The following is a 24,842-nucleotide window of genomic DNA, read 5'->3' on the forward strand; positions in this document are numbered from 1 at the left end:
TCGCCGGGCAGGGAACACGAGCACCGCCGTCGTCATGGGGAACAGAGGCGACGGCGGTGCCCGGTGCCGGCGTCAGACGGTCGGTAACAGCGCTGCCTCTTTGGCGGCCCTGCGGGTGCTCACGCGGTTGAGCCCCAGCACGCCCGCGACCGTAGCCAGCAGCATCACCGCGTAGAAGATCGCAACGCCCCAAGGGCTGCCGTTGGAGTTGTTCAGGATCCATTGGGCAACCAAGGGAGTGGAACCGCCGATCAATGAGGAGCACAGCTGATAAGCGAGGGAAACCCCGGTATACCGGATGTTTGCCGGGAAGGCAGCAGCGAGGGCGTTCGCCAGCAAGGCGTAGTAGGCGGTGCCGCCCAAGCAGGTCACGTAGAGGGTGATGGCGATCAGCACTGGGTTGGCGGTGTCGATGGCCAGGAAGAACGGGACGGTCATGACCACCGCCAACAGCAGGCCCCAGACCATGACCTTGGTGGCGCCGATCTTCTCCGCAACGAGCGCGGCCAGCGGCTGCCACAGGAACTGCAGGATGGCCATGCCCAGCAGCACATTGAGCATCACCTGGCGGTCAATGCCCAATGACCCGGTGGTCCAGGAGAGCAGGAAGGTGTTGGTGAAGTAGGCCAGCGAGATGCCCATGATCGAGGCGACCAGTCCCACGGCCACCAGGCCGGGAGCGGTCTTGAACACCTGGACGATCGGGGCCTTGACCACCACGGCCGACTTCTTGACCTCCATGAAGTCCTGGGACTCCTCGACCTTTAGCCGGATCACCAGTCCGACAATGACCAGCACCGCCGACAGCAGGAACGGGACCCGCCAGCCCCAGGCGAGGAACTGATCGTCGGGCAGTTGGCCCACCAACATGAACATCAGGGTCGACAGAATGGCGCCGGCGGGCGAGCCCTGCTGCACCCAGGCTCCGGCGATGCCCTTCTTCTTCTCGGAAGCGTTCTCGGTGGCCATCAGGACGGCGCCGCCCCATTCGCCGCCGACCGCGATCCCCTGAAGCGCGCGCAGCAGGATGAGCAGGACCGGGGCCATGACACCGATCTGGGCATAGCCGGGCAACACGCCAATGAGCGTCGTGGCAACGCCCATCATCATCAGCGTGATGACCAGGATGTTCTTGCGGCCCAGCTTGTCACCGAAGTGGCCGAAGATCGCCCCGCCGAGGGGACGCGCCAGGAATCCGACCCAGAAGGTGGCGAAGGAGGCCATCAGCGCTGCTCCCGGCGCCGCCCCGGGATAGAACACGTGGCCGAAGACCAGTGCAGCGGCGGTGCCAAAAATGTAGAAGTCATACCATTCGATGGCGGTGCCCACGAAGGCGCCGACTGTCGAACGCCGTTGACGGGCTGCCTGGGCAGCGGTGGCTGTCTGTGACATGGGGGGATCCTTTTCCAGCTGATCATCGGCACGTCGGAACAAATTCGCCTCCCAGAATGTGGGATGCAACCTATGCGCGTCTAATGACTTTTTGGCAGGGAGGTATAAAATTCGCTTATGTTTGACGCCCGTGCCCTGACTTACTTCCTAGCTGTAGCGGAGACGGGGTCAGTGAGCGCCGCCGCAGAAAAGTGTTTTGTTACGCAGCCGGCAGTCTCCCGGCAAGTCGCTGCCTTGGAACGCCAGTTGGGCATCCGGATTTTCCGTCGGGTAGCCTCCGGTATGGTGTTGACGCCGGGCGGGGAGCGCTTCCTGGAGCTGGCCCAAGACATACTGAACCGGCACCACCGGGCTACGGAGGTCATGAACGCCGTCCGTTCGGGCCACCAGGATTTCACCGTCGCCTGCCCCGAGACCACCGGAAATTTCTTTTTGGCGCCATTCGTCGCCTCCGGCGGAGGCATCGCAGATATCGTGCCGGCCGCCCCGGACGAGGTCTACGCCCTGCTGCGGCGCGGCGTAGACATGGCGGTCAATACGTCGGCGCCACCGCCGCAGCTGGCCTCGCGGATGGTCCTGTCCGTGCCCATAACGTGCCAGTCAATTCCCGAACTGTTTCCGCTCCCTGAGGCCGGTACGGTGGAGCTGCGGGAGGTGGCAGGCTCCCCGCTGCTGTTGCCCGGTGCCGGGAGCGCCGTAACCCGGGCGGTGCAACGCGAGGCCGGCCGTTACGGTATTGAACTGAGCCTTGGCACCCTCACCAGCAACGGAACCTTGGCCCAGGCCCGGGCGGCCGCCGGCTACGGGAGCGCCCTGGTGATCGAACCTCCGCAGTACGGCCTGGCCTCAGCCACGCTGGTCAACAACGGCAGGCCGATGATCATCGACCTTCATGCCGCATGGGAGCCGGACCATTACGCCGCCGACCGGCTTGAGGAGATCGCCTTCGAATTGGGCGATTGGATGCCCAGGATATTCAAGGAATCGGCCGTACGCTAACGCCGGCCCTACGCCTCGGTGCCGGCGCCCGCGGTGGAGGCAGCGGCGTCGTCCTCCTCTGCGACCGGCGGGGTGACCAGCAGGGCGGTGCCGGCGTAGGGTCCCAGGTGGAGATAGAAGCTGTGCAGGTCATCCACCGTCCCGATGGTCTCGCCGCTGAATGCGTCGGTCACCTCGGAGCCCAGCTCCAGTGCCTCGGAACGGACGGTACCGGCGATCTCCTGGCCGGAGAAGTTCAGGACCGTGACCTCCTGCCCGCCCGAGACCAGCTGATGAACCATCACCAGCATGCCCCGATGGGAGACATCGGGAACATCGATCAGGGCGCTCTTGGCGATGCCATGCTCTTCCCGGACGGCCAGGATCCGTGCCAGCTGCCGGGCGAACGACGATTCGTCCTCGAGCTGCTCGGGCAGCGTGCCGTACAGCGCCTTGGCCATGGGCATGCCGGAGGTTGACGTCTCGGCGGTCGGATCGAATCCCATCAGGTCGTGGGCGCTGCGGTTGATCCAGCGGGTGTCCCCGCGCGACATCAGCCGGGCCACCCGGCTGCGCTCCAGCGGCAACATCCCGCACAGATCCCAGCCGGAGAGCGCGAAGACCCCCGGCTGCAGCGCGTTGTACATGGCCAGCAGGAGGTGCACCCGGCGGATCTCCGCCGACTGCTCCTCGGTGATCGTGTCCAGGTCGGTGATGCCCAGCACCGCGGTGATCACGCTGGCCGTGGTGCAGGCGATGCCGTTGGCGGTGAAGACCAGGTTGTACGGGGCGGCTTCCCCGGTGATCCCGTCCCGCAGGGTCTGCTGCACCTTGTGGGCCAGCTCCGCGCCGGTGAGTTCCTCGCCGTCGAGCTCGTAGACGTCGTCCTTGTGCTTGGTGGTGAAGTGCACCAGTTCATAGGTCAGCTCGTCGTGGTTCTGCAGCGCGTGCACCAGCGATGCCTGGTCCACACCGATCTCCATGGCCAGGCGCAGCGTCAGCCGGAGGAACTCGGTGTCGGCGGTGACCAGGGCGTGGTGGTACGCCGGACGCGTCACGAAGTCGTAGGACAGGTCCGGACCGGTTTCGGAGGTGGCCTTGATGTCGTCGATGCTGAGGTTCAGCTCCTGGAAGGTGAAGCCGCCGACCTTGCGGACCATGCTGCCGATGATCTGGTTGGCGGCCGCCGAGAGCGGATGCCCCTCGGACCAGCCGGGCGTTTCCTCGGCACTCTTCTCCACGCCCAGGAAGCCGTTGGCGTCCAGGCGGAGCGCCCCGGTCCCCAGGTCGACCAGCGAATGCAGGGCATCCCCCATCACCAGGCGCATGCCGGAGAACGTGGGATCCAGCCAGTTGATCGACGGCTGGCCGGCCTTGAAGTAGTGCAGATACACCCAGCGGTGGGCCTTGCCGTCTATGTCCAGAACCGGCGGGGTGGCGCTCCAGTTGGTTTCCTTCACGCCGGGTTCGTAGAAAATGACCCGCTGGAGTTCGCCGATGATGTAGCCCGCCTGCTGGAGCCGGCGCTCGGTCGCGACGTCGATGTTGACCGCGTCCTCGCCCTCGGGGACATCCGGCAACAGGTCCCAGTCGGACTCCGGGATGTCGATCATGTGGTAGATGCCCGGGTAGTCGCGGAAGTTCATCTCCGCCAGCCGGAAGTCCGCGCCCTTGCCCGTGTGGCCGGGCACAATATCGTCCACGATCGTGCCGCCGTGTTCGGCGGCCACCTCGCACATGCTCCGGAACTCGTCCTCGGTGCCGAACAGCGGATCGATCGCCATGCTGATGCGGTCGAAGTGCCCGTCCACGCTGGGGGTATGGTTCCAGCCGGTCAGGCCGCCGGCCAGCTTCACCGGCCCGATGTGAATGGCCTTGATGCCGATCTGCTGGAAGGCCTCCCAGAGCGCGGCATCGCCCAGCGCCGCCAGGAACGTCTGCCCCGGCCTGGTGATCAGCGACAGCGGGTAGGCCGTGAACCACACCGAGGCCCGCTCCACCGCCGCCCGCGGGTTCGGATACGCGAACGGGTTCTGCCACATGCTGGCCTGCCCGGAGAGCTGGCGGCCCAGCACCTTCGCGTCGCCGAGCATGGACTGGTTGCGCAGCCACTCCACATAAACCTTGTTGCGGGCGTCGGGCTCGAACGGCGGGTGGCCGGGCACAAAATGGCGGCGGCGGGCCCGCGGCCGCAGCGAACGGGGACGAGCCGGGTAGAACTGCTCGTCAAAGCTGATGTCCGGCACCGGGGGTTCGGCGAGGGGCTCGACGGCGGCGCTCCCGCCGTCTGCGCCTGCGACTGCACCGCCGTCGTCGCCCGCGGCAGCACCGTCTGCGCCCGCTACGGCACTCCTGTCCGCGCCCGCGGCAGCACCGCCGTCGTCATAGTTGGTGCGGTCAAGGACGGGCTCGTGCCCCAGAACCGAATCGTTCATGGCGTCATCTCCTTTGTGCTCGACAACTGGAATTTTCCAGACGGGCTCTACCCCCAACATTGCCAGACCGCCGGGGCCACCACTACCCCGCACCACGGTCAGCCGGGCAGTTCCAGCTCTTCCACCCGGCGCTGCAGGTGGCGGCGCTCCACCTCGTTCCGGCAGAGTTCCAGTGCCAGCCTGTAGTGTTCGGCGGCTTCGACATCGCGTCCGCAGCGGCGCAGCATTTCGGCGCGGACTCCCGGCAGCCGGTGGTTTCCGCGCAGTTGGGCGTCCAGCCCGCCCAGCAATTCGAGGCCGGCCAACGGTCCGTCCGCTTCGGCGGCAGCCACCGCCCGGTTGAGCCGGACCACGGGTGAACCGGTGAGGGCGTCAAGCCTGGCGTAGAGGCCGGCGATGCTCGTCCAATCCGTTTCTTCGGCGGTGGCAGCCGAACAGTGCGCGCCGGCGATCAGTGCCTGCAGCCTCAGTTCCTCGGCATACCCGCTGTCCGGCGGCTGGTCGATCAGCAGTCCGAGCGCCTCCGCAATCTCCCGGTGGTGCCACCGGCTGCGGTCCTGGTCCGGCAGCAGCACCAGTTCCCCGTCCCGGATGCGTGCGTCCCGCCGTGCATGCTGCAGCATCAACAGCGCCTTCAGGCAGCGCAGCAGCGGCGTGTGCGGCATCAAGTCGTCCAGCAGTCCCGCCAGGCGCACCGCCTCCCCGGCTTCTTCGACGCGCAGCAGGTCCGCGCCGTCGCCCGGGAGGTAGGCGCTGGTGAAGGCCAGATAGACCGTTCGTGCCGCGTTTTCCAACCGGCCCGGAAGGTCGCCGGCGTCCGGCAGGGCGAATGGTAGGCCGGAGCTGGCGATCTTCTTCTTTCCGCGGGTTATCCGGGCTGCCATGGTGGCGTCGCTGACCAGGAACAGCCGCGCAATCCGCGCCGTCGGCAGGCCCATGACGAACCGCAGGGCCAGCCCGGCCTGCACCTCGGGAACCAGGGCCGGATGCGTGGCCAGGAAGATCATCGGCAAGCGCTCGTCCGGATACTCCACGAAACCGGCGCCGCCGGCGGAACCCGCGTCATCGGCCGCCCGTGGCCGGAGCCGGTCGGCCACGAGCAGCGGCAGTTTCCGGCTGGCCACCTGCTCATGCCGCAGCCCATCCAGCACGGTGCGCTCTGCGCTGCGGTAGAGCCAGGCGGGCGGGTTCTCAGGGGTGCCCTCGGCCGGCCACCGGGCAGCAGCCCGGGCGAACGCCTCGGCGAGCGCATCCTCGACCAGGTCCAGCCGCTGGAAGCGTGAGAAAAGCAGCGCCAGCAGCCGGCCCCATTCGTCCCTGTGGATCTGCTCCAGCCGCTCCATGGCTCAGGCCGAGTCCGGGGCCACCATCGCGCGGACCTCCACCGGGGCGTCACCGGCCAGCAGGCCGCAGATCGACACCAGGTCGTCCACGTCGTCCGTCTCCACGGTGTAGAAACCGCTCAGCTGTTCCACCGGCTCCGCATAGGGCCCGTCCGTGACCACCACCCCGTTCGGGGTCGCCCGCACGGTCTTCGCCGTCCGTGAATGCTGCAACTCTGCGCCGCCGGTGATCGTGTGCCCGTGTTCCTTCAGCAGGGCGGCGAATTCCCCGTGCCGCGCATAGGCCGCCTCGCGCTGCTCCGGCGTGCTCTGCTCCCAGCTGTCCTCGTTATCCGGCAACAGCACCATGTACTCGGTCATTTCAGCGTTTCCCTTCGCCGGCCGCGCATCCTCAGCGCGGCGCCCGTGTCGACGTGATCGGTTCGACACTATGATGACGCGCGGCCTGCCGCGGATTCGACAACCCTGCCGCGTCACGTCCCGTGACGGCACACGACGGCGGGTCCACCTGCGAACCTGTCAGCTGGCGCGGACGTTGCGGTTCTCGTCGACGTATTCCGCCGTCACCAGGATCGGCAGGTGGTCGGACTGGCCGCGCGGCAGGGTTTCCACGCTTTGAATGTCCAGGCCCAGAGAGGTGGCGAAATCGAAGTGGCCGCGGAAGAGTTTGTAGCGCGTGTAGGTCCGGCGGTTGCTCAGGGTGAGTTCGTAGCCCGTTTCCTTGAGGTGCTCGATGAGGTTCTTTGTGAAGAAGGGGTAGTTGAAGTCCCCCACCATCAGCGTCATCTGCTCGCCGTTGCCGCCCATGCCCAGCAGCGCTTCGTGGCCGGCCTTGATCTGGTGCCGGCGCAGGGAGTTGGTGGCCGTCAGCGGCGCGGCGTGAAAGTCACCCACGACGATTTCGTGTTTGCTCTCGTTGTCCACCATTTTGACTCCGAGCAGCCGCTCGTGGGCCGGCGCCAGCACGTAATCGTGCAGCGACTTCTTGAGTTCGAAGGTGTTGGTATCGAGGGCGGAGAACCTGTTCTCGTCGTAATAGACGGCCAGCCCCAGCCTGTTTCCCTTGGTCGAATTAGCCAACCGCAGGTGTCCCAGCGTGTGCGGAAGTTTCTCAGTGTCCGCTTCCTGCAGGCACATGACGTCGACGTCGTAGCGGTCGGTCAGGTCCTCAAGTTCCGCGCTCGCACTGTGTTTCCGCAGGTTGTAGCTGATGGCTCTCAACAAAGAATCACCCTTCCGTCGCGGTCGCTGTAGCCTGCGCCCATACTACAGAGCCAGCCTTGCGGTTACAGACGGCTGCCGCAGGCCGGGGCGGCCAAAAAGGCGGATTCGCCCTGCAATGACGTCCGAAAGCCAGGAGCGGATTTCCTGCGACGGCGGGTGCCGCCCGCGACCACCGTGGGTGTGTCACGGGCCACGGCACTTGTCCCGTCGTGGCCTAACAGGGCGTGCGTCCTCAGGTTCCGCAGAACGTCCGGTAGCTGCCGAAGTCGTCCGGCGCGGCGACGGCGTAGCGCTCCAAACCGGGACGCTCGTCGTAGGGGCGGGTCACCGCGTCCAGCAGGCCGTTCAGCGGGTCCAGGTCTCCGTGCGTGGCGGCGTCGAGGGCCTCCTCGACCAGGTGGTTGCGGGGAATGTAGACGGGGTTGACCCGGTCCATTAAGCCGGCATCCGGTTCGAGTGGACGCCATCGCGCCACCCAGCCATCGAACCCAGCGGGGTTCGGAAACAGGCGCCGTGCCGCTTCGCTCTGGCCCCGGGCGGCCGCTCCGAGGCTGCGGAAGAACGACGTGTGGTCTACCTTGCCCTCCTGGAGCAGTGCCAGCAGGTCATTCACGAGCGGCGAGGCCGCGGCGGGATCGACCTCGCCGTCCAGTCCGATCTTGGCCTTCGCGCCGGCCAACCAGGCGGCGCTGTACTCGCTCCTGAAGGCGCCGAGCGCTTCCGACGCCAGTGCGCCCGCCTGCTCTTGATCGTCGTGCAAGAGCGGCAGGAGGGCCTCGGCGAGCCGGGCGAGGTTCCACTCGGCCGCAAGCGGTTGGTTGGCATACGCGTAACGTCCGCCGTCGTCGATGGAACTGTAGACGGAGGCCGGGTCGAAGGCGTCCATGAACGCGCAGGGCCCGTAGTCGATGGTTTCACCCGAGATGGTCATGTTGTCGGTGTTCATGACCCCGTGCACGAATCCTACGAGCATCCACTGCGCCACCAGCGAAGCCTGGGCGCCGATCACGGCCTGGAACAGCGCCAGATAGGGTTGCTCGGCCTCGGCAGCGGCCCCATGGTGACGGGCAATGGCGTGGTCGGCGAGCCGGCGCAAAAGGCCCGTGTCGCCCGTGGCCCGGGCGTACTGGAAGCTTCCCACGCGAACATGGCTCTCGGCGACCCGCACCAGAACGGCTCCCGGCAATTCGGCGTCGCGGTAAACCGGGAGCCCCGTGGCGACGACGGCGAGGGAACGCGTCGTGGGAATGCCCAGGGCGTGCATGGCCTCGCTGACCACGTATTCGCGGAGCATCGGGCCCACCGCGGCCTGGCCGTCACCGCTGCGGGCAAACGGCGTGGGCCCCGAGCCCTTGAGGTGGACGTCGCGAAGGCGGCCGCCCGCATCGGTAAGCTCGCCCAGCAGGAGGGCCCGCCCGTCGCCTAGCCGGGGCGAGTACCAGCCGAACTGGTGCCCGGCGTAGGCCTGCGCCACCGGGGTGGCGCCACTGGGGACCAGGTTGCCCGTCAGCAGAAGCAGACCGTCGGGACTGGCCAGGGCGGCCGGTTCGATACCCAACTCGAGGGCCAGCGGCTCGTTGAGAACCAGCAGCCGCGGGTCGCGGACCTCCTGTGCGCGCCAGGGGATGGCCAACTCCGCGAGCTCGCGGGCGAAGCGCCCATCAAAAGCGACGGTTGATTGTGCTGGAGCACTCATCCCCCAAGAATAACTAGGACACCATGGTCGGCGTCACCCCCAACCGGCGGGTGCCCAGAACCCCCAAGGAAAGACCGCGATGAGCACGCACATCCACAACATCCTGAACCGGGCCGGAGAAGAGATGGTGTACATCGGACCGGACCACCCCTCGTACGAGCTGCTGGCCGGGCTGGTGGCTTCCGTGCATCAAGCCTGGCAGGAAGGCTATGACCAGGGGCGCGACGGCGGCGCCGACGAAAACCCGTACCGCGGCTACTGAAGCCCGGGACCGCTGGCAGCCGGCAGCAGCAGCCCCGGCCATCCCGCACACGGGTGGGCCCGCCTCGGGGCGGCACACCAGCCGGAAAATTAGGCGCACAACCCCTAGCACTCCCTCCGCGGATAGGCAAAGCTGAAGGCAGGGGGAAACGGGCGCCCGCCATGCTCATCCGGTTGTTCGCCCCGAGCCGGCCGGGGCGCCGACGCTGAAGAACGTCGCTCCTGCAGTTCCGGCATGGGACCGGAACGGTCAAAACACAGAGAGGTGTTGCGAGATGACTGACGTAGCAAGCACTACCGGCGAGACCGGCCAGGTCACTACCGGGCTCTATATCAACGGCGAAGTCCGGGATTCCGGCGAAAAATACGCGGTAGCGGATCCCGGCAAGCCGGATTCAGTGGTCGGCTACGCGGCGGCCGCCACCAAGCAGGACGTGGCAGACGCGGTCGCCGCCGCGAAGTCCGCGTTCCCCGCGTGGGCGGCGATGGGCGCCAAGGAACGCGCCGACAAGCTCGCCGCGGCGATCGCAGGCATCGCCGATCTCCGTGACGAGGATGCCGCGATCCTGTCGCAGGAAAACGGCAAGATCCGGATGGAGGCCTGGGTGGACGCCCTCGTCTTCGAGATCCGCTTTCAGCTTGCCCTGGCGCTCGCGGACGAGGTGGACAAGGGCAAGGTCCTGGAACCGGCGCCGGGCATCCCGGTGACCACCTCCGTGGCGTATCAGCCGCTGGGCGTGGTCACGGTGATTGTTCCGTTCAACTGGCCCATCGCCATCCTCGGCGCCTCGCTGCCGCACGCCCTGCTGGCGGGCAACACGGCGATCGTGAAGCCGCCGCCCACTACCCCGCTGGCGATCACCCGGGTTGTGCAGCGCGTGGCAGAGAAACTGCCGCCGGGTGTGCTGAACATTGTCACCGGCCAGGACAGCGAGATGGGCGGCCTGATCCAGAACGACGACGTGGCAAAGGTCTGCTTCACCGGCAGCGTTGGCGGCGGCAAGAAGATGATGGAAATGGCGTCCAAGAGCCTGACCCGTGTCACCCTGGAGCTCGGCGGCAACGACCCGGCGGTGGTCCTCGAAGACGCCGTCCTGGACGACACGCACCTGGACCGGCTGTATGCCGCCGTCTTCGACACCACCGGGCAGATCTGCATGGCCGCCAAACGCATCTACGTGCACCGCTCCCGGCTGGACGAGCTGGTCGCGGGGCTGTCGGAGCGGCTGGAGAAGGCCGTCGTCGGCTACGGCTTGGACGAGGGCACGACCATGGGCCCGCTGCACCAGCCCGCGCAGAAGGCCTTCGTCGAAGAACTCATCGCCGAGGCAAAGGCCGCCGGCGCCGACGTCCGGGAATTCGGGGAACTACCGGCGGACCCGGAGCTGCAGGGCGGCAACTTCCTGCGGCCGGCGCTGGTGGTCGATCCGGACCCCCAGCTGCGCGTGGTCACGCAGGAACAGTTCGGGCCGGTCATCCCGATCCTCCCCTTCGACACCGAAGAGGAAGCGCTGGCCCTGGCCAACGACACCTGGGCAGGCCTCTGCGGCTCGGTGTGGACGGCGGACACGGACAAGGCCAACGCCGTCGGCTCGCAACTGGTCTGCGGCTACGTCTGGGTCAACGACCACGGCGCCACCCGGCTGGACCTGCGCGCGCCGTTCGGCGGCATGAAGCACTCCGGCTTCGGCCGCGAACAGGGCATCGAAGGCGTCCGCGCGTTCCAGGACACCCGCTCCATCGCGCACCTGGATGAAGCGGCTGCGGCCGCAGGCCACTGACAACGACGACGGCGGCGGGCCGGCTCAGACCGCCTGGGCGGTCCGCCAGCCGCCGCGGTATTCCTTGCGGGCGGTCACGGAGTAGGGCGCGGGGCTGACCACGGCCCGGACTTCCAGCTGCCGGTGCGGTTCCACGGTTGTCTTGCGGGTGCCGCCGTCGGGCTCGCCCCAGACCACGTTCACCTCGGTGCCGATCTCGACGTCGGGGTTGACCGTGGCCAAGGACAGCGCCCGCCGCTCATTGGCGCTGTAACCGGTGAACAGGGACAGTCCCACGTTCGTGCCGCCGGCGTCGACGATCGAGTCGTAGTTCGAGGAGCCGTAGTTGGCGTTGGGCAGGTCGAAGTACTTGTAGGACGTCCCCTCCGTGTCGAACAGCGAGGCGAAGATCTTGGTCACGTCCTCGGCGTTCCAGGCCAGCGTGACCTTCTTCCGCTGCGCCTGGGGGTCGATCTTCTCCAGCGCCTCGCGGCCGATGAAGTCGTGGTCGAACTTGACGAAGGATCCGTAGCCCAGCTCCCACGGGTTCAGGTAGTAGTCCTCGATGTTGCCGGAGACGAAGCTGCCGGCCACGGCGTTCACGGCCTCGTAGCTGTCCGCACCCAGCCATTCCCGGTACGGGCGAAGCTCTTCCCCGGAGTAGATGGCCGGCAGCGGGGACGGAATCCAGCCCGATTCCAACGTATTGGACGAGTAGGCCCGGGCGCCGACGGCCAGCAGGCCGAACTCCCGGCCTGCGTCCAGGATGAACTCGCGGACGCGGTCGTAGGACTCGTACGGCCCCCAGAGCTCCAGCCCCGGAGCCCCGGCCATGCCGTGGCGCAGCGTGCGCACCTGTGCCCCGGCCACCTGCATGTGGTCCATGCTGAAGAATTTCAGCTGCTCCACGGTGCCGCCGTTGAGCTTCTCGATGACCTGCCACGCGTTGGGACCCTGGATCTGGAACCGCCAGTACCTGCGCTGCACCGGCTTGCCCATCGGCCGCGACGGCGACCGCCGGTCCACCTCCAGCTCCACGTCGTACCCGCCGGTCTGCCCGTGGAAGAGCAGCCAGTTGGCCGCGGGGGAACGCCCCACGTAGACGAACTGGTCCTCGGCTTCATGGAAGAGGATGCCGTCGCCGATGACATGCCCGGACGGCGTCGTCGGGACATACTGTTTGGCCCTGTTCACCGGGAACGTGGCCACCGAGTTGATCGCGGTGTCGGAGATCAGTTTCAGCGCATCCGGGCCCTTGATGAACAGGTTGTCCATGTGGTGTGACTGGTCGTAAAGGACGGCTGTCTCCCGCCAGGCCCGGACCTCGCTGCGCCAGTTGGTGAATTCGGGTGCCACCACCGGATAGACATAGGCGCCGAGCTGCGAATTGCGCAGCAGCTCCACCGTATTGCCGGCCTGGTCCAGGACGTCCTGCAGGTTCTGTGCACTCATGATTCCCCTATCCCCGCCGGCCGGGGCCGGCGTCTCTTCCATGCCTCCGTAGGCGGAGGGCATGCTGTTCGATTGCGGGCGGCAGGGGAGCCGGCGTTTCCTAGCGGCCGAGGTCCTCGGCTGCCCGCATGATGGCATTGGCAACGCTCTTGAGGTGCTTCTCCATGGCTGCGGCGGCCCGTTCCGGATCCTTGGCGCAGACCGCGTCCACAATTTCCAGGTGTTCGGGCAGCGATACGGCGGGCCGCCCCGGCTGCATGGCCAGCCGGAACTGGAAGCGGACGCTCTGGCCGCGCAGGCGCGCGATCAGTGCCGCCGCCGTTTCGTGCCGGCTCAATTCGACGACCCGGCGGTGCAAGGTCTTGTTGAGGTCCGAATACTTCAGCAGGTCGCCGGCGTCCACGGCCTGGCTCATGGCCTCGCCCAGGGCCTGGAGTTCCTGCACGTCCTCGTCGGTGACCTGTTCGGCGGCCTTGGCCGCGCAGATGGCTTCCAGGGCGGCACGGACCTCGGTGATCTCCACCGCTTCCTCCACCGCGACCGCGCGCACTCGGGCGCCGCGGTTCTGGATGCGCTCCACGAGCCCCTCCAGCGTCAGCTCCGCCAGCGCCGCCCGGACCGTGGCCCGGCTGGCATGGTACTCGGCGCAAATATCCGCCTCCACCAACCGCTGGTTGGGCACGAGTTCGCCCCGGTCGATCGCCCTCTTGAGCCCGGCGACGACGGCGGCCGAGTCGGTTGATCGGGGTATGGCAGTCTGGCTGGCGGTGCTCACGGGAGGTTGCTCCATGCTGGATAGTGTGCTGACAAAGTTGTTGCCAATAACCTAGCCCATCGGTTCTCAGTGGGTGTCCGGCACCTCGACGGGCGGTGTGCCGTGGGTATGGAACGTCGAGATGGTCTGCATGCCCCAGGCCTGGCCCTTCTTCCGTTCAGTCTCGGTCCAGACCACCGGCTCCCAATCCGGCGCCAGCAGGAGCCGCGCGCCGGCATTGGCGAACTCGATGCGGTTTCCGCCCGGCTCGTAGACGTACAGGAAGAACGTCTGGTTGATGGTGTGCTTGTGCGGGCCGGACTCGATGTGGATGCCGTTCTCCAGGAAGATGTCGGCGGCCTTGAGGATGTCTTCACGGGTATCCGGGGCGAAGGCTATGTGGTGCAGCCGGCCGGAAGCCCCCAGGTTGTCCGCCGAGTAGACCAGATCATAGGACTTCTGGCCGAACCGGAACCAGTGGGCCGCGATGCGTCCGTTGTCCAGCCGGATCAGTTCGCTGTCCTTCAGGCCGAGCACTTCGGCGGAAAACTTCGCGTTCTCCTCCACGTTGGCGGCCAGGTAGTTGATGTGGTCGAGCCGGCGGGCGTTGACGCCGTGGCCAGGGAAGCGGGAGGCCTGGTTCTTCAACGCCGGCTTGTCGTCCGTGGCCCGGTACCACTCGGTCTCGTAGTACACGGACATTGGGTGGCCATCCGGGTCCGCGAAGTGGAACGACGCTCCGACACCGAATTCCCCGTCCCGCCACTGACCGCCCTGCCCGGACTCCCGGATCGAAGCGACCAGCCGGTCCAGCGCCTCGGGTGAGGCCGCCCGGTGCGCCACCAGCCCGACGCCGGAGGCCTGGCGCGGGGTGAGCTTGATGCTCCAGTTCTCGTAGTCGTCCCACGTGCGCAGGAAGACCGAGTCCCCGGCGCGGCCGATCTCCCGCATGGCCAGCAGGTCGTTGAAGAACCAGTAGCTCTCGTCGAATTTATCCGTGAACAGTTCGATGTTGCCCAGGTGGGCGATATCGCGGTGGTGGGGTGTCATGTTCTTCCTTCACGTGGTTGCGGGGCCACCCGGTCTCGGGGAAAGACGGTGCCGTCGAACAGCTTCCGCGCCGTCCGCAGCACCGTGGAGGAAGTCGTGGTGAGGCCGGCGGGGCCTTTGGCCAGTTCCGCGCCGACGTCCAGGTAGCCGGTCGGGTGTTCCAGCCGCAGCGGCCTCCCGTGCGCGGGGAGCCGGGCCAGTTCGTGTCCGACGGCGTTCGGCAGCTGGATGCCGGCCGCCACGGTGGTGCCGCCGAGCACGCCGATGGACGTGTGGCAGCGCACCGGCAGGAAGCTGCGGGTGTTGACCGTGCCCCCGTTCCGCGGTGCGGAGAGCAGCACCAGCTTCGGCACGGTCTTGCCGGACACGTCCCCCATGCCCATCAGCTTCGCCGCCTCAGTCCGGATCCGGGCCAGCCGGTCCGCCAGGGCGGTGTTGGCTTCCAGCTCGGCCGGGTCCTCGTAGCCGGTGACCCCGAGATCGGCCGCGCGCAGCAGGACCGAGGGCATGCCGTTGTCCACGCAGGTGACGTCGACGCCGTCCGCCACGTCCGCTTCCTGCCCGGTGGGCAGCAGCGCCCCGGTGGAGGAGCCGGCCGTGTCGGCAAAGTCCAGGGTGATCGGGGCGGCGGTACCGGGCACGCCGTCGATGGCCGCGTCCCCGGCGTAGTCCACCCTGCCGCCGGGCGTCGGGAAGGTGGCGGTGGCCATGCTGTCCGAATTCACCATCCGGATGCGCACCGCCGTCGTGCTTCCCTGTGCCGGAAGCAGGCCTCGTTCGACGGCGAAGGGGCCGACGCCGGCGAGGATGTTGCCGCAGTTCTGGCTGTCCGTGACCGTCGCCTCGTCCACGGCGACCTGCAGGAACAGGTAGTCCACGTCGGTCCGGGCACCGGTCGACGGCGAGATGACCGCCACCTTGCTGGTCAGCGGGTGTGCCCCGCCGATCCCGTCGATCTGGCGGGCATCCGGGCTGCCCATGATCCGCAGCAGCAGGTCGTCGCGCTCGGCAGGATCGGCCGGCAGGTCCTCGGCCAGGAAGTAGGCGCCCTTGGACGTGCCGCCGCGCATCAGCATGCAGCGCACGCCGCCCTCGTGGTCCCCGCCGGCGCCGAAAGGTGCAGCCGCGCCCGTCGGCCGGGCATCGCCGTCGTGATCAGCCATCATAGTCCTCGGCCGCCACGTACTGAACGCCGAGCTTTTCCAGCAGCGGCCGCAAACCGTAGTAGTCCAGGCCCAGCGTCCCCTCCTGGAACCTGGACCGGGTCTTCTCTTCCTTGTCCAGGCGCGCCTGCGAAGCCTCGATCGCTGCCGGTGCTTCCAACCGCGGCACGCAGACCACGCCGTCGTCGTCGGCCACGATCACGTCGCCGGGGCGGACCGTGACGCGGCCCAGGGTGATGGGGACGTTGACCGCGCCGGCGCTCGCCTTCACCGTGCCCTGGGCGTGGACTGCCGCCGACCAGGCGGGGAAGCCCATCGCCTGCAGTTCGGCCACGTCGCGCACCCCGGTGCTGGTGACCACGCCGCGGACGCCGCGGTACTGCAGGGCGGTGGCGAACAGTTCGCCGAACAGGCCGTCGGTGCATTCGGACGTGGTGGTGACCACCAGGATGTCGCCGGGGCGGCACTGCTCAATGGCCGCGTGGATCATCAGGTTGTCGCCGGGCCAGCAAAGCACGGTAACGGCGGTGCCGGCCACCCTGGTGCCGGACTGGATAGGCCGGAACTGCGGGCCGGCCAATCCGGTGCGGCCCATCGCTTCGTGGACCGTGGCGACGCCGAAGCCGGCGAGCGCGTTGGCGTCGGCCAGGTCGGCGCGGGGCGGGTTGGTGACAATGACGTTTTTCATGCCAGCGTGCCGGTCACTTGGGGGTAGTAGCGCATGTAGGCCTCGCCCTTGGTGTCGGTGGTGAGGCCGAGATTGGGGCCGGCGTTGCGCCTGACCTGCACGCCGCGGCGCGTGGCCAGGTCCGTGTAGTAGTCCCACATGTGCTGCTGCGCCGGCAGGCATTCCATCGCCTTGCGCTTGGCCGGGAAGGCCTCGGTGATGTCGAGCAGCACGTTCGGCTTGAAGTCGCTTTGCTCCGGCTGGTGCGGTTCGAAGAAGAACACCGGCGGGGCGCCCAGCGGTTCGCCCGGGGCGTCGTAGCCGATGGCCTGCGCCAGCACCCGGGCGTCCAGCGCCATCCGGGCCGCGGCCGGGTGGTCCCCGTTGTACGGGTCGGCCAGCGGATGGGTCAGCACCACCGTGGGCTTGACCTCGCGGTAGATCTTCACCAGCTCGTCCACCAGTTCCCGGGTGGGCACCAGCGGATAGTCGCCGGCGTCCAGGAAGCGGACCTCGGCCCCCAGCGCGGCGGCGGCGTTCTCCGCCTCCTGCCGGCGGATCGCCTTGATCTCTTCAAGCTTCTTGCCTTCGCGCCAGGCCTTGGCGGACTCGCCGCGTTCGCCGTAGGACAGGCACACGACGACGGCGCGCTCGCCGCGCTGTGCCGCGGCGGCGATGGCCCCGCCCGCCCGCCACACGAAATCTCCGGCGTGCGCGCTGACCACCAACAGGGCCGGCTCGGTGTCGCTCAACAGTCCTCCCGGTGTGGTTGTCCTAGGGGAAGTCAACCACCGGGAACCAGAATCGTCAACAATTCTGGTTCCACTTGCCGAAGGCACCCCGCATCGGCAAAATCGTCCACTTTTGACCTCCGTCTCCGGGCCGCGGGCCTGCTAAGTTATTGGCAACAAATTTGTCGCTGCACCGGCCGACGAATCGAGACGCAATGAGCACCTATCCGCAGAAGCCCCCGGCGGCAGGCGCGCCGTCGGCAGAGGACCAGGGGCGATTGATCGTTCAGGGCACCGACCGGCCGGGCATCGTCGCCAGCGTTTCCACCCTGCTGACCGAGGCAGGCGCCAACATCGTCTCGCTCGATCAGCACTCCACCAATCCGGAAGGCGGCCGGTTTTTTCAACGGACCGTATTCCATTTGCCCCATCTCACGGCCAGGGTGGAGCAATTGGCGCACAGCCTGGAGCAGCAACTGTCCGGCGACCCCGACCTGTCGTGGCGACTGGTGGATGTCAGCCGCCAGAAGCGGGTGGCGATCTTCGTTTCCAAGTCCGACCACTGTGTGCTGGACCTGCTCTGGCGGCAGCGGCGGGGCGAGCTGCCGGTGAACATTGCCATGGTTGTCTCCAACCACCCCGACCTCAGCTCGGATGTCCGCCAGTTCGGAATCCCTTACTTCCACGTACCGGTGGACAAGGAGGACAAGGCCGCGGCGGAGAGGCGCCACCTCGAGCTGCTGAAGGGGAACGTCGACCTGGTGGTCTTGGCCCGGTACATGCAAATCATCTCTCCGGGCTTCCTGGAGGAGGTGGGCGTCCCGGTGATCAACATCCACCACTCGTTCCTCCCCGCCTTTATCGGTGCGGCACCCTACCGGAAGGCCAAGGAACGCGGCGTCAAACTCATCGGAGCCACGGCCCACTACGTCACGGAAGACCTGGACGAGGGGCCGATCATCGACCAGGACGTCATCAGGGTCTCGCACAGCGATTCCGCCGAGGACCTCGCACGGCTGGGCGCCGATGTGGAACGCAGCGTCCTGTCCCGTGCGGTGATGGCACACTGCGAGGACAGGGTGCTGCGCGACGGCAACAGCACCATCGTGTTCCAGTAGCCGCGGCGCAGCCCGGCTCCCGTTGCCGCCTCCGATGGCCCGTTGACCATCGACGCCGCGGCCTCGCATCCGGGTCAGGAGCGGTAGGCCTTCCGCGCGAAGTCGGAGTACGGCACCGGGGCGACCGTCGCCCGGATCTCCACCTGGCGGTGCGGCTCGACCTGGGGCTTGCGGGTGTTGGGCTCCTCGCCCCAGAGCACGGTCACTTTCGTGCCCGGTGCGCTGTGCCGCTTCTCCAGGGTGGCCAGCGAGAGGAAGGCCTGCTCGTTGGCCGCATAGCCGCAGTCGAAGGACAGGCCGGCGGGCTCTCCGCCTGCCAGCACCTGGTCCACCTGGTAGAACGCGTAGCGGGCCTTGGGCATGTCGAAGTACTTGGCCGGCAGCCCGTCTTCGCCGAGCGACTTGAACACGCTGGCCACGTCGTCGCTGTTCCAGACCAGGGTGACCTTTTCGCGGGCCGGGTTCTCCCGCATCCGCTCCAGGGCCTCGCGACCGATGAAGTCATGGTCGAAGGAGACCACGCGGCCGTAGTTCAGGTCCCATGGCGTCAGGTAGTAGTCCTCGATGTCCGGGGAGGCGAAGCTCCCGCCGAGCGAACCGGCGGACGCGAGCGGCAGCCACTTCCGGTAGTCGGCGAGACGGTCCCCGCTGAAGATGGCAGGCACCGGCGTCGGCACCCATCCGGAGCCCAGCGGGGACGTGGAGTAGGCCTTCGCCCCCACTTGGCGCAGCTCAAGCTCTTCGCCCGCCTCGAGGATGGCTTGGCGGACGCGTTCGCCCTCCTCCCACGGGCCGAAGACCTCGAACCCGGCCTGGCCGGCGATGCCGTGCCGGATCGCCCGGACCCGGCAGCCCGCGATCATGAAGTCGGTCATGTGGAAGAACTTCACGTCGGGAACCGGGGCACCGATGAGCTTCTCCACCAACGGAAGCGCCTGCGGCCCCTGCAGCTCATAGCGGTAGATCTTCGGGTTGCCCTTGCGGACCAGGGAGTTGCCATCGCGCTCGGTGGTGGCGTCGTAGCCGCCCTTCTCCAGGTGGAACTGCACCCAGTCCAAGACCATGTGGTGGCCCACCAGGTTGAAGCTGTCCTCGGCCAGGTAGGCCAGGATGGCGTCACCGATCACGTGGCCGTCCTCGTTGACCGCAACGAACTGCTTCGCGGTGTTCGGCCTGAAGTTTGCGAACTTGTTCACGCCCAGGTCGCTGAGCAGCGTCAGGGCGTCCGGCCCGTTGAGGTACAGGTCGGTCATGTGGTGGGACTGGTCCAGCAAGGCGACCGATTGTTCCCAGGCACGTTGCTCCGACCGCCAGTTGGTGAATTCCGGCTGGATCGGAAAGACGATCGGCAGCGCGGGCAGGTTCCGCAGCAGCTCCACCGGGTTTCCGGTGCGCCGGATGGCATTCTCGAGGTTTTCGGCAGGCATGTCGCTCTCCATTCCGTGATCTGGTTCTGCGGCCGGGGCCGCTGGCGGCCGGTTCGCGGCGTGGGCGGCGGCCGCCTGTTTCGTTTAGCCGGTGGTTTCGGTGAACACCGGGATCACCAGGTGCGAGGCGGACTGCCCGCCGGTGTGGATGCGGTGCTCCCCGCGGTTGACTGAGTCCTCGTGGCGGGCGTAGAGGTCGGGCTTGGGGTAGCGCATGACGTCGGCCCCCTGCACCACCAGGACCAAGGTATCCCCGGCCTCGAAGCGGGTACCGGAGGGCAGGATCTCGATCTCCAGCCGGACCGGGCCGTCCTGGGGCAGCGGCAGGGCCCGCCGGTGGGCCAGCACCGGCAGGTAGTCGGTGGAGCGGTCCGGATCGAGTTCGCGATGGGAGGCGCGCTGCCAGCCCACGGCGACGGGGCCGTCGTCGAAAATGGCGTAGTAGGGGAAGCCGACCACCGTGCCGTCCCGGTCCTTCTTGAACAGTGCGACGAAGACGTCCATGTCCTCGGCGTCCGGGGCCGACAGGAAAAGCACGGCCTTGGCGTGGCCCACGAGCATGGTTTCTTCGTGGAAGGCCAAACCGAATTCAGCCCGATGCGGCCGCAGCCCGCTGGCCAGCGAGTCGTAGCCGGCGGTGCCTTCCTCCGCGGGCGGCTCGTCCGCGAGCGCACCGCCGGCCGCATCCAGGTAGAGGGTGCGGTACCGGGTCTGCGGCGGCGGCCACTGGGCGGCAGCATGGGTGCTCCCCGCGTAGTAGCGGTCCCGCACCTCCAGCCGCACCGGCGGCCAGTCCGCCAGGCCGCCGTCCCGCCCGTGGAGGAAGTGGTCGAAGAAGATCCGCTGCTGCTCCACCATGTCGGGGCGGTAGTACTCCGCCCACTTCTTCCGGCCGTGCACGTAAAGCCATTTCTGCTCGGAGGCGATCCGGCGGAAGCCCTCCAGGGTCCCCCGCGTGTGCAGCCCCTGGTCCGACCAGCTGGCGACGACGAACGCCGGGACGGTGACCTTCTCCAGGTCGGCGCTCTTGGACTCCCAGAAGGCGTCGTAGAACGGGTGCGCGGCCGTTTCGGCTTGCAGGTCTTCGATGGGGCCGGTGGCGTACCCCCAGCGTTCCCAGATGTAGGGCCAGAACCACGTTTCCGGGATGCCGCCGTGGCGCGCCACTTCCCGGTAGGTGTCGGTCCAGCCTTCCCAGGGGTTGATCGCGGCAAGGTGCGGCGGGTTCAGTTCCGCCACGCGCCACTGGGACACGGTCAGGTAGGAGACGCCGGACAGCCCGACCTTGCCGCTGCTCCATTCCTGCCCGCCGGCCCACTCGATCAGGTCGTAGAAGTCTCTGGCTTCTTCCGGAGAGCAGTAGGTTGCCGCGCCTTCCGAGTACCAGGTGCCCGGGATGTCGGCCACGACGACGGCGTAGCCGTGCGGCACCCAGTAGGCGGGATCCGGCGCCTCGAAGGTCGTCAGGTCGCTGGTGTAACCGGCCTGCACGCCGCTGGTGGGGCGGACCACTCCCAGCTGCTCGGTGATGTGCTTTCCGTACGGCGACCAGCTGACCAGCGGAGCGGCGGGCTCAGCGCCGTCCGGCCGGTACACATCTACGCGGATCACGGCGCCGGACGACGCGGTCACGGCGACGTCGCGCTCGATGACCATGCCCGGCAGATGTTCGGTCCGCGGCTGTGGCGGACGGCCGCCGCGCTCTTCGGGAGCGTGGCGGTGTCCCCTGAAGAGATACGGGATGGAGCCGGACATCGTGTCCGCCTTTCCGCGGTGCAGCCCTGGCAGCCGCCGAACGCCTGTTGTTTCCCCTGCCTTGCGACGGCGGCCCTAACGTTCCCGTAACCGCCTTGACATGAGATAGATCACATCGTTAGCTTCAGTGTCAACATTCTTGTTAGCAGCAGCCGGCCAACGGCGCCGGAATTGAGCAGTCTCCCGCCTCCAGGAAGCGTTGAGTCCATGTGGCGTATGGCAGAGAGTGTGCGGCCATGACGGCCAGGCTGACCGTCGAGGATGTTTCTCTGCACTTTGGCGGCATCAAGGTGTTGGATTCTGTTTCGTTCGAGGTGGAACCGTCGACGGTTTTCGGGCTCATTGGCCCCAACGGCGCCGGCAAGACGTCGTTGTTCAACTGCGTCAGCGGGCATTACAAGCCGTCGTCGGGGTCCATCGGCATCGACGGCGCGGACGTCCTCTCCCGGGCACCGTCCGCCCTGGCGCGGTTGGGGCTGGCCCGCACGTTTCAGCATCCTGCGCTGCAGTTGGACAAGACGGTGCTGGACAACGTGCTCCTCGGCGGCCACTCGCGGTTGTCCGGCGGCGCGCTGTCCTGGGCGCTCCGGCTCCCGCACGCCGTCCGCGGCGAGCGTACGCTCCGGCGGCAGGCGCATGACGTTCTTGCGCGGTTGGACCTGGACTGGGCCACCCGCCTGCCGGCCGGCGAGCTGGCCCACGGCTTCCGCAAGCGCGTGGAGTTGTGCCGGGCGCTGCTGAGCCAGCCCAAACTGCTGCTGCTGGATGAGCCGGCCGCCGGGCTTTCCCACGCGGAAGTCGAGGACCTGATCGGCTGGATCAGGAACCTGCGCGCGGAATTCGAGCTGACCATCGTCGTCGTCGAACATCACATGGGCCTGATTTCCGCGGTGACGGACCGCCTGGCGGTGCTCAACCAGGGGCGGAAGCTGGCGGAGGGCACGGCGGCCGAGGTCCGGCAGGACCCGCGGGTGATCGAGGCTTACCTCGGGCAGGGGGCGGCGTAATGGGTCTCCTCGAACTGACCAACGTGCGCGCCTGGTACGGCCGGGCCATGGCGCTGCACGGCATCGACCTGAGCGTGGCCGACGGCGGTGCGACCGGCATCCTGGGTGCCAACGGTGCCGGCAAGACCACGACGTTGCGCACCATCAGCGGGATGGTCAAGACCAGCGGGGACATCACCTTCGAGGGCCGCAGGATCACCGGGATGCGGCCCGACCAGGTGGCCCGGCTGGGCATTGCCCACGTGCCGCAGGACCGCGGCACCCTGGCCAACCTCAGCGTGCAGGACAACCTGCTGGTCGGTGCTTACCGGCGCAAGGACCAACGCGGGGTCGCCGCCGACCGGGACCACTACTTCGATCTCTTCCCGCAGCTCGCGGCGCGGAGCAAGACCCCCGCCGCCGCGCTGTCCGGCGGTGAGCAGCAGATGCTCGCGATCGGCCGCGCCTTCATGTCCGGCCCCAAACTCGTGCTGCTGGACGAGCCGTCCCTAGGGCTGGCCCCCAGCACCGCCAGCCAGGTCTACGCAGCGATCACCAAACTGCGCACCGAAACGGGGTTGTCTATGGTGGTGGTGGAACAGAACGCCGCCCTGGCATTCTCCATCGTGGACGAGGCCACGGTTTTGGAAACCGGGCACACCGTGCTGTCCGGACCGCGCGAAGAGCTCATGGGCATGGACGCCATCCGCAAAGCGTACCTGGGAGGGTGAGCCGTGGATTCGCTGTTCCTGCAGCTCATCATCGACGGCCTGGGCAACGGGGCCATCTACGCCGCCCTGGCGCTGGCCATCGTCCTGGTGAACCGGGCCACCGGGCTGATCAACTTTGCGCAGGGCGCCATGGCGGTGTTCTCCACCTTCCTGGCCTGGACCCTGTGGCAGGCTGGCGTCCCGCCGGCGTTGGCCATTCCGCTGGCCATTCTGGTCTCCGCGCCGCTGGGCGCCGGGGTGGAGCGCCTGATCATGCGGCGCTTCGAGCGCGGGCTGCCCGACACCGCCATCATCGTCACGGTCGCCCTGCTGGTGTTGTTCACCGGGCTGGCCGGCCTGTTCTGGGGCTACAACTCCCAGCAGTTCCCCTCGCTCTTCCCGCTGGGCACCTTCCAGGTCGCCGGGGCCTTCATCAGCTACCAGTCGCTGGGCAACATCGTCGTGCTGCTGCTGGTGGTGCTGGCGCTGCAGCTGCTGTTCAAGAAGACCAAGCTCGGCCTGGCCCTGCGGGCGGTGGCGGACAACCCGGAGTCCAGCGCCCTCTCGGGCATCCCGGTGGGCCGGCTGCTGATGGTGGGCTGGGCCCTGGCGGCGGTGCTGGGCGCCATCGCCGGCGTGCTGATCGCCCCGAAGGTCTTCCTGTCCCCGCACATGCTGGACCAGGTGCTGGTCTACGCCCTGGCCGCCGCCATCCTGGGCGGTCTGAACAGCCCGCTGGGCGCGGTGGTTGCCGCCGGCCTGATCGGCGTGGTGGAGAACCTCGCCGGCGCCTACATCGGCTTCATCGGCGATGACCTGAAGATCGCCGTGCCGCTGGTCGCCATGTTCATCGTGCTGCTGGTCAGGCCCCAGGGCCTCTTCGGACAGAAAGAGGTGGTGCGGGTATGAGGCGCCAGGTGTTCGCCTCGCGCTGGTTCCGGATCGCGGCCGCCGTCGTCGTGCTGGTGGTGGCGGTCCTGGCACCGCTGCAGCTCATTCCGTATGTGAATTACCAGCTGACCGTGGTGGCCGCCTTTGCCGTCGCGATCCTGGGGCTCAACCTCGTGACCGGTTACGCCGGGCAGATCTCGCTGGGCCAGAGCGCGTTCGTGGGGCTGGGCGCCTACGTCACCGCGTACGGCGTCACCGAGGGCTGGCCGGTGCTGCTGACCTTCGTGCTCGCCGCCCTGATCCCCGCCGTCGTCGGTTTCCTGGTCGCCCTTCCCGCGGTCCGGCTGCGCGGCGTGTCGCTGGCCATGGTCACCATCTCGCTGCCGATCATCGCGGACCGGCTGGCCAAGCGGCTGGATGATTTTACCGGCGGCTCCGTCGGCATCACCGTGCAGTGGATGAACGCCCCGGACTGGAGCGGCCTGGCCGACGACCAGTGGCGGTACTACGTGGTGCTCGGCATCGCCGCCGTGCTCTTCCTGCTGGCGGCCAACCTGACCCGTGGCCGGATCGGACGGGCCTTCGCCATCGTGCGCGAGAACGAGGCCGTGGCCACCGCGATGGGCGTCTCCAACTACCGGTACAAAGTCCTCGCGTTCACCGTCGCGTCCCTGTACGGCGGGGTCGCGGGCTTCCTCTACCTGGCCGCCGTGCAGTACATGTCCCCCGCCACCCTCAGCTTCGTGGTTTCCATCAACATGCTGGCGGCCATGATCATCGGCGGGTCGGCCAGCATCGTCGGATCCCTGCTCGGCGGGCTTTTCTTCGTTTTCATTCCGGTCCTGGCCGGGCAAATCGACCCCTCCCACACGCCGATCATCTACGGCGCCGCCCTGCTGGTCATCCTGTTCCTGGCCCCCGGCGGGCTGGTGACCCTGCCGGCGCTGCTGCGGCGGATGCGCCGCAAACGCACCGAGCCGGAGGCCGGAACCAAGGCTCCGGACACCGGCCCGGAAGTCCATACCCCGACCACCACCGCGATGTGAGCC

Annotated in this window: 22 protein-coding genes; 8 read left to right on the plus strand and 14 right to left on the minus strand. The window is 67.8% G+C overall.

The window, feature by feature from the left end:
* Nucleotides 1-72: 72 nt before the first annotated feature.
* Nucleotides 73-1,392 (minus strand): MFS transporter, encoded by a 1,320-nt coding sequence (locus AC5RVD_RS04585; protein ID WP_494126145.1) that lies wholly within the window; start codon nt 1,390-1,392, stop codon nt 73-75.
* Between the two features lie 117 nt (nt 1,393-1,509).
* Between AC5RVD_RS04585 and AC5RVD_RS04590 the strand changes: the two genes are divergently transcribed.
* Nucleotides 1,510-2,391 carry a LysR family transcriptional regulator gene (locus AC5RVD_RS04590; RefSeq protein WP_494111786.1) on the plus strand — a complete coding sequence of 294 codons (882 nt, stop codon included), beginning with the start codon at nt 1,510-1,512 and terminating at the stop codon, nt 2,389-2,391.
* Nucleotides 2,392-2,399: 8 nt separating this feature from the next.
* Here AC5RVD_RS04590 and treS read toward each other — a convergent pair whose 3' ends face one another.
* The 5 genes from treS to AC5RVD_RS04615 all read right to left on the minus strand — a co-directional run bounded on the left by treS (nt 2,400) and on the right by AC5RVD_RS04615 (nt 9,068).
* On the minus strand, nt 2,400-4,805 hold the full coding sequence (gene treS, locus AC5RVD_RS04595; protein ID WP_494122069.1) for a maltose alpha-D-glucosyltransferase: 2,406 nt from the start codon (nt 4,803-4,805) through the stop codon (nt 2,400-2,402).
* Nucleotides 4,806-4,903: 98 nt separating this feature from the next.
* Nucleotides 4,904-6,148, minus strand: a complete 1,245-nt coding sequence (locus tag AC5RVD_RS04600; RefSeq protein ID WP_494126146.1) for an RNA polymerase sigma factor — start codon at nt 6,146-6,148, stop codon at nt 4,904-4,906.
* Nucleotides 6,149-6,151: 3 nt separating this feature from the next.
* Nucleotides 6,152-6,508: a YciI family protein gene (locus AC5RVD_RS04605; protein ID WP_494126147.1), complete on the minus strand. Its 357-nt coding sequence runs from the start codon at nt 6,506-6,508 to the stop codon at nt 6,152-6,154.
* A gap of 159 nt (nt 6,509-6,667) precedes the next feature.
* Nucleotides 6,668-7,369, minus strand: a complete 702-nt coding sequence (locus AC5RVD_RS04610) for an endonuclease/exonuclease/phosphatase family protein (protein ID WP_494122072.1) — start codon at nt 7,367-7,369, stop codon at nt 6,668-6,670.
* A 235-nt stretch (nt 7,370-7,604) separates the two neighbouring features.
* The gene (locus AC5RVD_RS04615; RefSeq protein ID WP_494126148.1) at nt 7,605-9,068 is read right to left on the minus strand and encodes a protein adenylyltransferase SelO; all 1,464 of its coding nucleotides are present in this window, start codon (nt 9,066-9,068) and stop codon (nt 7,605-7,607) included.
* 79 nt (nt 9,069-9,147) lie between these two features.
* Between AC5RVD_RS04615 and AC5RVD_RS04620 the strand changes: the two genes are divergently transcribed.
* Together AC5RVD_RS04620 and AC5RVD_RS04625 are read left to right on the plus strand one after the other, a co-directional pair.
* The gene (locus AC5RVD_RS04620) at nt 9,148-9,330 is read left to right on the plus strand and encodes a hypothetical protein (protein WP_493988712.1); all 183 of its coding nucleotides are present in this window, start codon (nt 9,148-9,150) and stop codon (nt 9,328-9,330) included.
* 274 nt (nt 9,331-9,604) lie between these two features.
* Nucleotides 9,605-11,110: an aldehyde dehydrogenase family protein gene (locus AC5RVD_RS04625; RefSeq protein ID WP_494126149.1), complete on the plus strand. Its 1,506-nt coding sequence runs from the start codon at nt 9,605-9,607 to the stop codon at nt 11,108-11,110.
* A 24-nt stretch (nt 11,111-11,134) separates the two neighbouring features.
* Here AC5RVD_RS04625 and ligM read toward each other — a convergent pair whose 3' ends face one another.
* The 6 genes from ligM to AC5RVD_RS04655 form a co-directional block, all read right to left on the minus strand.
* Nucleotides 11,135-12,541, minus strand: coding sequence for a vanillate/3-O-methylgallate O-demethylase (ligM, locus tag AC5RVD_RS04630; protein ID WP_494126150.1), 1,407 nt, complete (start codon nt 12,539-12,541; stop codon nt 11,135-11,137).
* Nucleotides 12,542-12,641: 100 nt separating this feature from the next.
* Nucleotides 12,642-13,331: a GntR family transcriptional regulator gene (locus AC5RVD_RS04635; protein ID WP_494126151.1), complete on the minus strand. Its 690-nt coding sequence runs from the start codon at nt 13,329-13,331 to the stop codon at nt 12,642-12,644.
* Nucleotides 13,332-13,382: 51 nt separating this feature from the next.
* Nucleotides 13,383-14,345, minus strand: a complete 963-nt coding sequence (locus AC5RVD_RS04640; protein WP_494126152.1) for a VOC family protein — start codon at nt 14,343-14,345, stop codon at nt 13,383-13,385.
* Nucleotides 14,342-15,508 (minus strand): 4-oxalomesaconate tautomerase, encoded by a 1,167-nt coding sequence (locus AC5RVD_RS04645; RefSeq protein ID WP_494126153.1) that lies wholly within the window; start codon nt 15,506-15,508, stop codon nt 14,342-14,344. The genes AC5RVD_RS04640 and AC5RVD_RS04645 overlap by 4 nt, the downstream gene beginning before the upstream one ends.
* Nucleotides 15,501-16,196, minus strand: coding sequence for a 4-carboxy-4-hydroxy-2-oxoadipate aldolase/oxaloacetate decarboxylase (locus AC5RVD_RS04650; protein ID WP_493988706.1), 696 nt, complete (start codon nt 16,194-16,196; stop codon nt 15,501-15,503). Before AC5RVD_RS04650 ends, AC5RVD_RS04645 begins: the two co-directional genes overlap by 8 nt.
* Entirely contained in the window at nt 16,193-16,927 is a 735-nt protein-coding gene (locus AC5RVD_RS04655; RefSeq protein ID WP_494126154.1) for a PIG-L deacetylase family protein, read from the minus strand. The genes AC5RVD_RS04650 and AC5RVD_RS04655 overlap by 4 nt, the downstream gene beginning before the upstream one ends.
* Nucleotides 16,928-17,121: 194 nt before the next feature.
* On the opposite strand from AC5RVD_RS04655, the gene purU reads away from it, so the two are divergent.
* Nucleotides 17,122-18,024: a formyltetrahydrofolate deformylase gene (gene purU / locus AC5RVD_RS04660; RefSeq protein WP_494126155.1), complete on the plus strand. Its 903-nt coding sequence runs from the start codon at nt 17,122-17,124 to the stop codon at nt 18,022-18,024.
* Between the two features lie 74 nt (nt 18,025-18,098).
* Here purU and AC5RVD_RS04665 read toward each other — a convergent pair whose 3' ends face one another.
* Both AC5RVD_RS04665 and AC5RVD_RS04670 read right to left on the minus strand, forming a co-directional pair.
* Entirely contained in the window at nt 18,099-19,451 is a 1,353-nt protein-coding gene (locus tag AC5RVD_RS04665; RefSeq protein WP_494126156.1) for an aminomethyl transferase family protein, read from the minus strand.
* An 84-nt stretch (nt 19,452-19,535) separates the two neighbouring features.
* Nucleotides 19,536-21,206: a CocE/NonD family hydrolase gene (locus AC5RVD_RS04670; RefSeq protein ID WP_494126157.1), complete on the minus strand. Its 1,671-nt coding sequence runs from the start codon at nt 21,204-21,206 to the stop codon at nt 19,536-19,538.
* A 236-nt stretch (nt 21,207-21,442) separates the two neighbouring features.
* On the opposite strand from AC5RVD_RS04670, the gene AC5RVD_RS04675 reads away from it, so the two are divergent.
* From AC5RVD_RS04675 to AC5RVD_RS04690, 4 genes are read left to right on the plus strand one after another with little or no spacing between them, the layout of a single operon-like run.
* A complete protein-coding gene (locus tag AC5RVD_RS04675) occupies nt 21,443-22,213 on the plus strand; it encodes an ABC transporter ATP-binding protein (RefSeq protein WP_494126158.1) in 771 nt (256 codons plus the stop codon).
* Nucleotides 22,213-22,923, plus strand: coding sequence for an ABC transporter ATP-binding protein (locus tag AC5RVD_RS04680; protein ID WP_494126159.1), 711 nt, complete (start codon nt 22,213-22,215; stop codon nt 22,921-22,923). Before AC5RVD_RS04675 ends, AC5RVD_RS04680 begins: the two co-directional genes overlap by 1 nt.
* A gap of 3 nt (nt 22,924-22,926) precedes the next feature.
* On the plus strand, nt 22,927-23,811 hold the full coding sequence (locus AC5RVD_RS04685; RefSeq protein ID WP_493988699.1) for a branched-chain amino acid ABC transporter permease: 885 nt from the start codon (nt 22,927-22,929) through the stop codon (nt 23,809-23,811).
* Nucleotides 23,808-24,839, plus strand: a complete 1,032-nt coding sequence (locus AC5RVD_RS04690; protein ID WP_494126160.1) for a branched-chain amino acid ABC transporter permease — start codon at nt 23,808-23,810, stop codon at nt 24,837-24,839. The genes AC5RVD_RS04685 and AC5RVD_RS04690 overlap by 4 nt, the downstream gene beginning before the upstream one ends.
* The last annotated feature ends 3 nt before the right edge of the window (nt 24,840-24,842 follow it).

It is taken from the genome of Arthrobacter sp. THG-b23, assembly GCF_059091265.1.

Excerpts from the sequence above, each read along its gene's own strand:
- AC5RVD_RS04650 (WP_493988706.1), bottom strand. The coding sequence starts at position 16,196 with ATGAAAAACGTCATTGTCACCAACCCGCCCCGCGCCGACCTGGCCGAC.
- AC5RVD_RS04590 (WP_494111786.1), top strand. The coding sequence starts at position 1,510 with ATGTTTGACGCCCGTGCCCTGACTTACTTCCTAGCTGTAGCGGAGACG.
- AC5RVD_RS04635 (WP_494126151.1), bottom strand. The coding sequence starts at position 13,331 with ATGGAGCAACCTCCCGTGAGCACCGCCAGCCAGACTGCCATACCCCGA.
- ligM (WP_494126150.1), bottom strand. The coding sequence starts at position 12,541 with ATGAGTGCACAGAACCTGCAGGACGTCCTGGACCAGGCCGGCAATACG.
- AC5RVD_RS04625 (WP_494126149.1), top strand. The coding sequence starts at position 9,605 with ATGACTGACGTAGCAAGCACTACCGGCGAGACCGGCCAGGTCACTACC.
- AC5RVD_RS04675 (WP_494126158.1), top strand. The coding sequence starts at position 21,443 with ATGACGGCCAGGCTGACCGTCGAGGATGTTTCTCTGCACTTTGGCGGC.
- AC5RVD_RS04640 (WP_494126152.1), bottom strand. The coding sequence starts at position 14,345 with ATGACACCCCACCACCGCGATATCGCCCACCTGGGCAACATCGAACTG.
- AC5RVD_RS04620 (WP_493988712.1), top strand. The coding sequence starts at position 9,148 with ATGAGCACGCACATCCACAACATCCTGAACCGGGCCGGAGAAGAGATG.
- AC5RVD_RS04645 (WP_494126153.1), bottom strand. The coding sequence starts at position 15,508 with ATGGCTGATCACGACGGCGATGCCCGGCCGACGGGCGCGGCTGCACCT.
- AC5RVD_RS04600 (WP_494126146.1), bottom strand. The coding sequence starts at position 6,148 with ATGGAGCGGCTGGAGCAGATCCACAGGGACGAATGGGGCCGGCTGCTG.
- AC5RVD_RS04680 (WP_494126159.1), top strand. The coding sequence starts at position 22,213 with ATGGGTCTCCTCGAACTGACCAACGTGCGCGCCTGGTACGGCCGGGCC.
- AC5RVD_RS04615 (WP_494126148.1), bottom strand. The coding sequence starts at position 9,068 with ATGAGTGCTCCAGCACAATCAACCGTCGCTTTTGATGGGCGCTTCGCC.
- AC5RVD_RS04605 (WP_494126147.1), bottom strand. The coding sequence starts at position 6,508 with ATGACCGAGTACATGGTGCTGTTGCCGGATAACGAGGACAGCTGGGAG.
- purU (WP_494126155.1), top strand. The coding sequence starts at position 17,122 with ATGAGCACCTATCCGCAGAAGCCCCCGGCGGCAGGCGCGCCGTCGGCA.
- AC5RVD_RS04665 (WP_494126156.1), bottom strand. The coding sequence starts at position 19,451 with ATGCCTGCCGAAAACCTCGAGAATGCCATCCGGCGCACCGGAAACCCG.
- AC5RVD_RS04690 (WP_494126160.1), top strand. The coding sequence starts at position 23,808 with ATGAGGCGCCAGGTGTTCGCCTCGCGCTGGTTCCGGATCGCGGCCGCC.
- AC5RVD_RS04670 (WP_494126157.1), bottom strand. The coding sequence starts at position 21,206 with ATGTCCGGCTCCATCCCGTATCTCTTCAGGGGACACCGCCACGCTCCC.
- treS (WP_494122069.1), bottom strand. The coding sequence starts at position 4,805 with ATGAACGATTCGGTTCTGGGGCACGAGCCCGTCCTTGACCGCACCAAC.
- AC5RVD_RS04585 (WP_494126145.1), bottom strand. The coding sequence starts at position 1,392 with ATGTCACAGACAGCCACCGCTGCCCAGGCAGCCCGTCAACGGCGTTCG.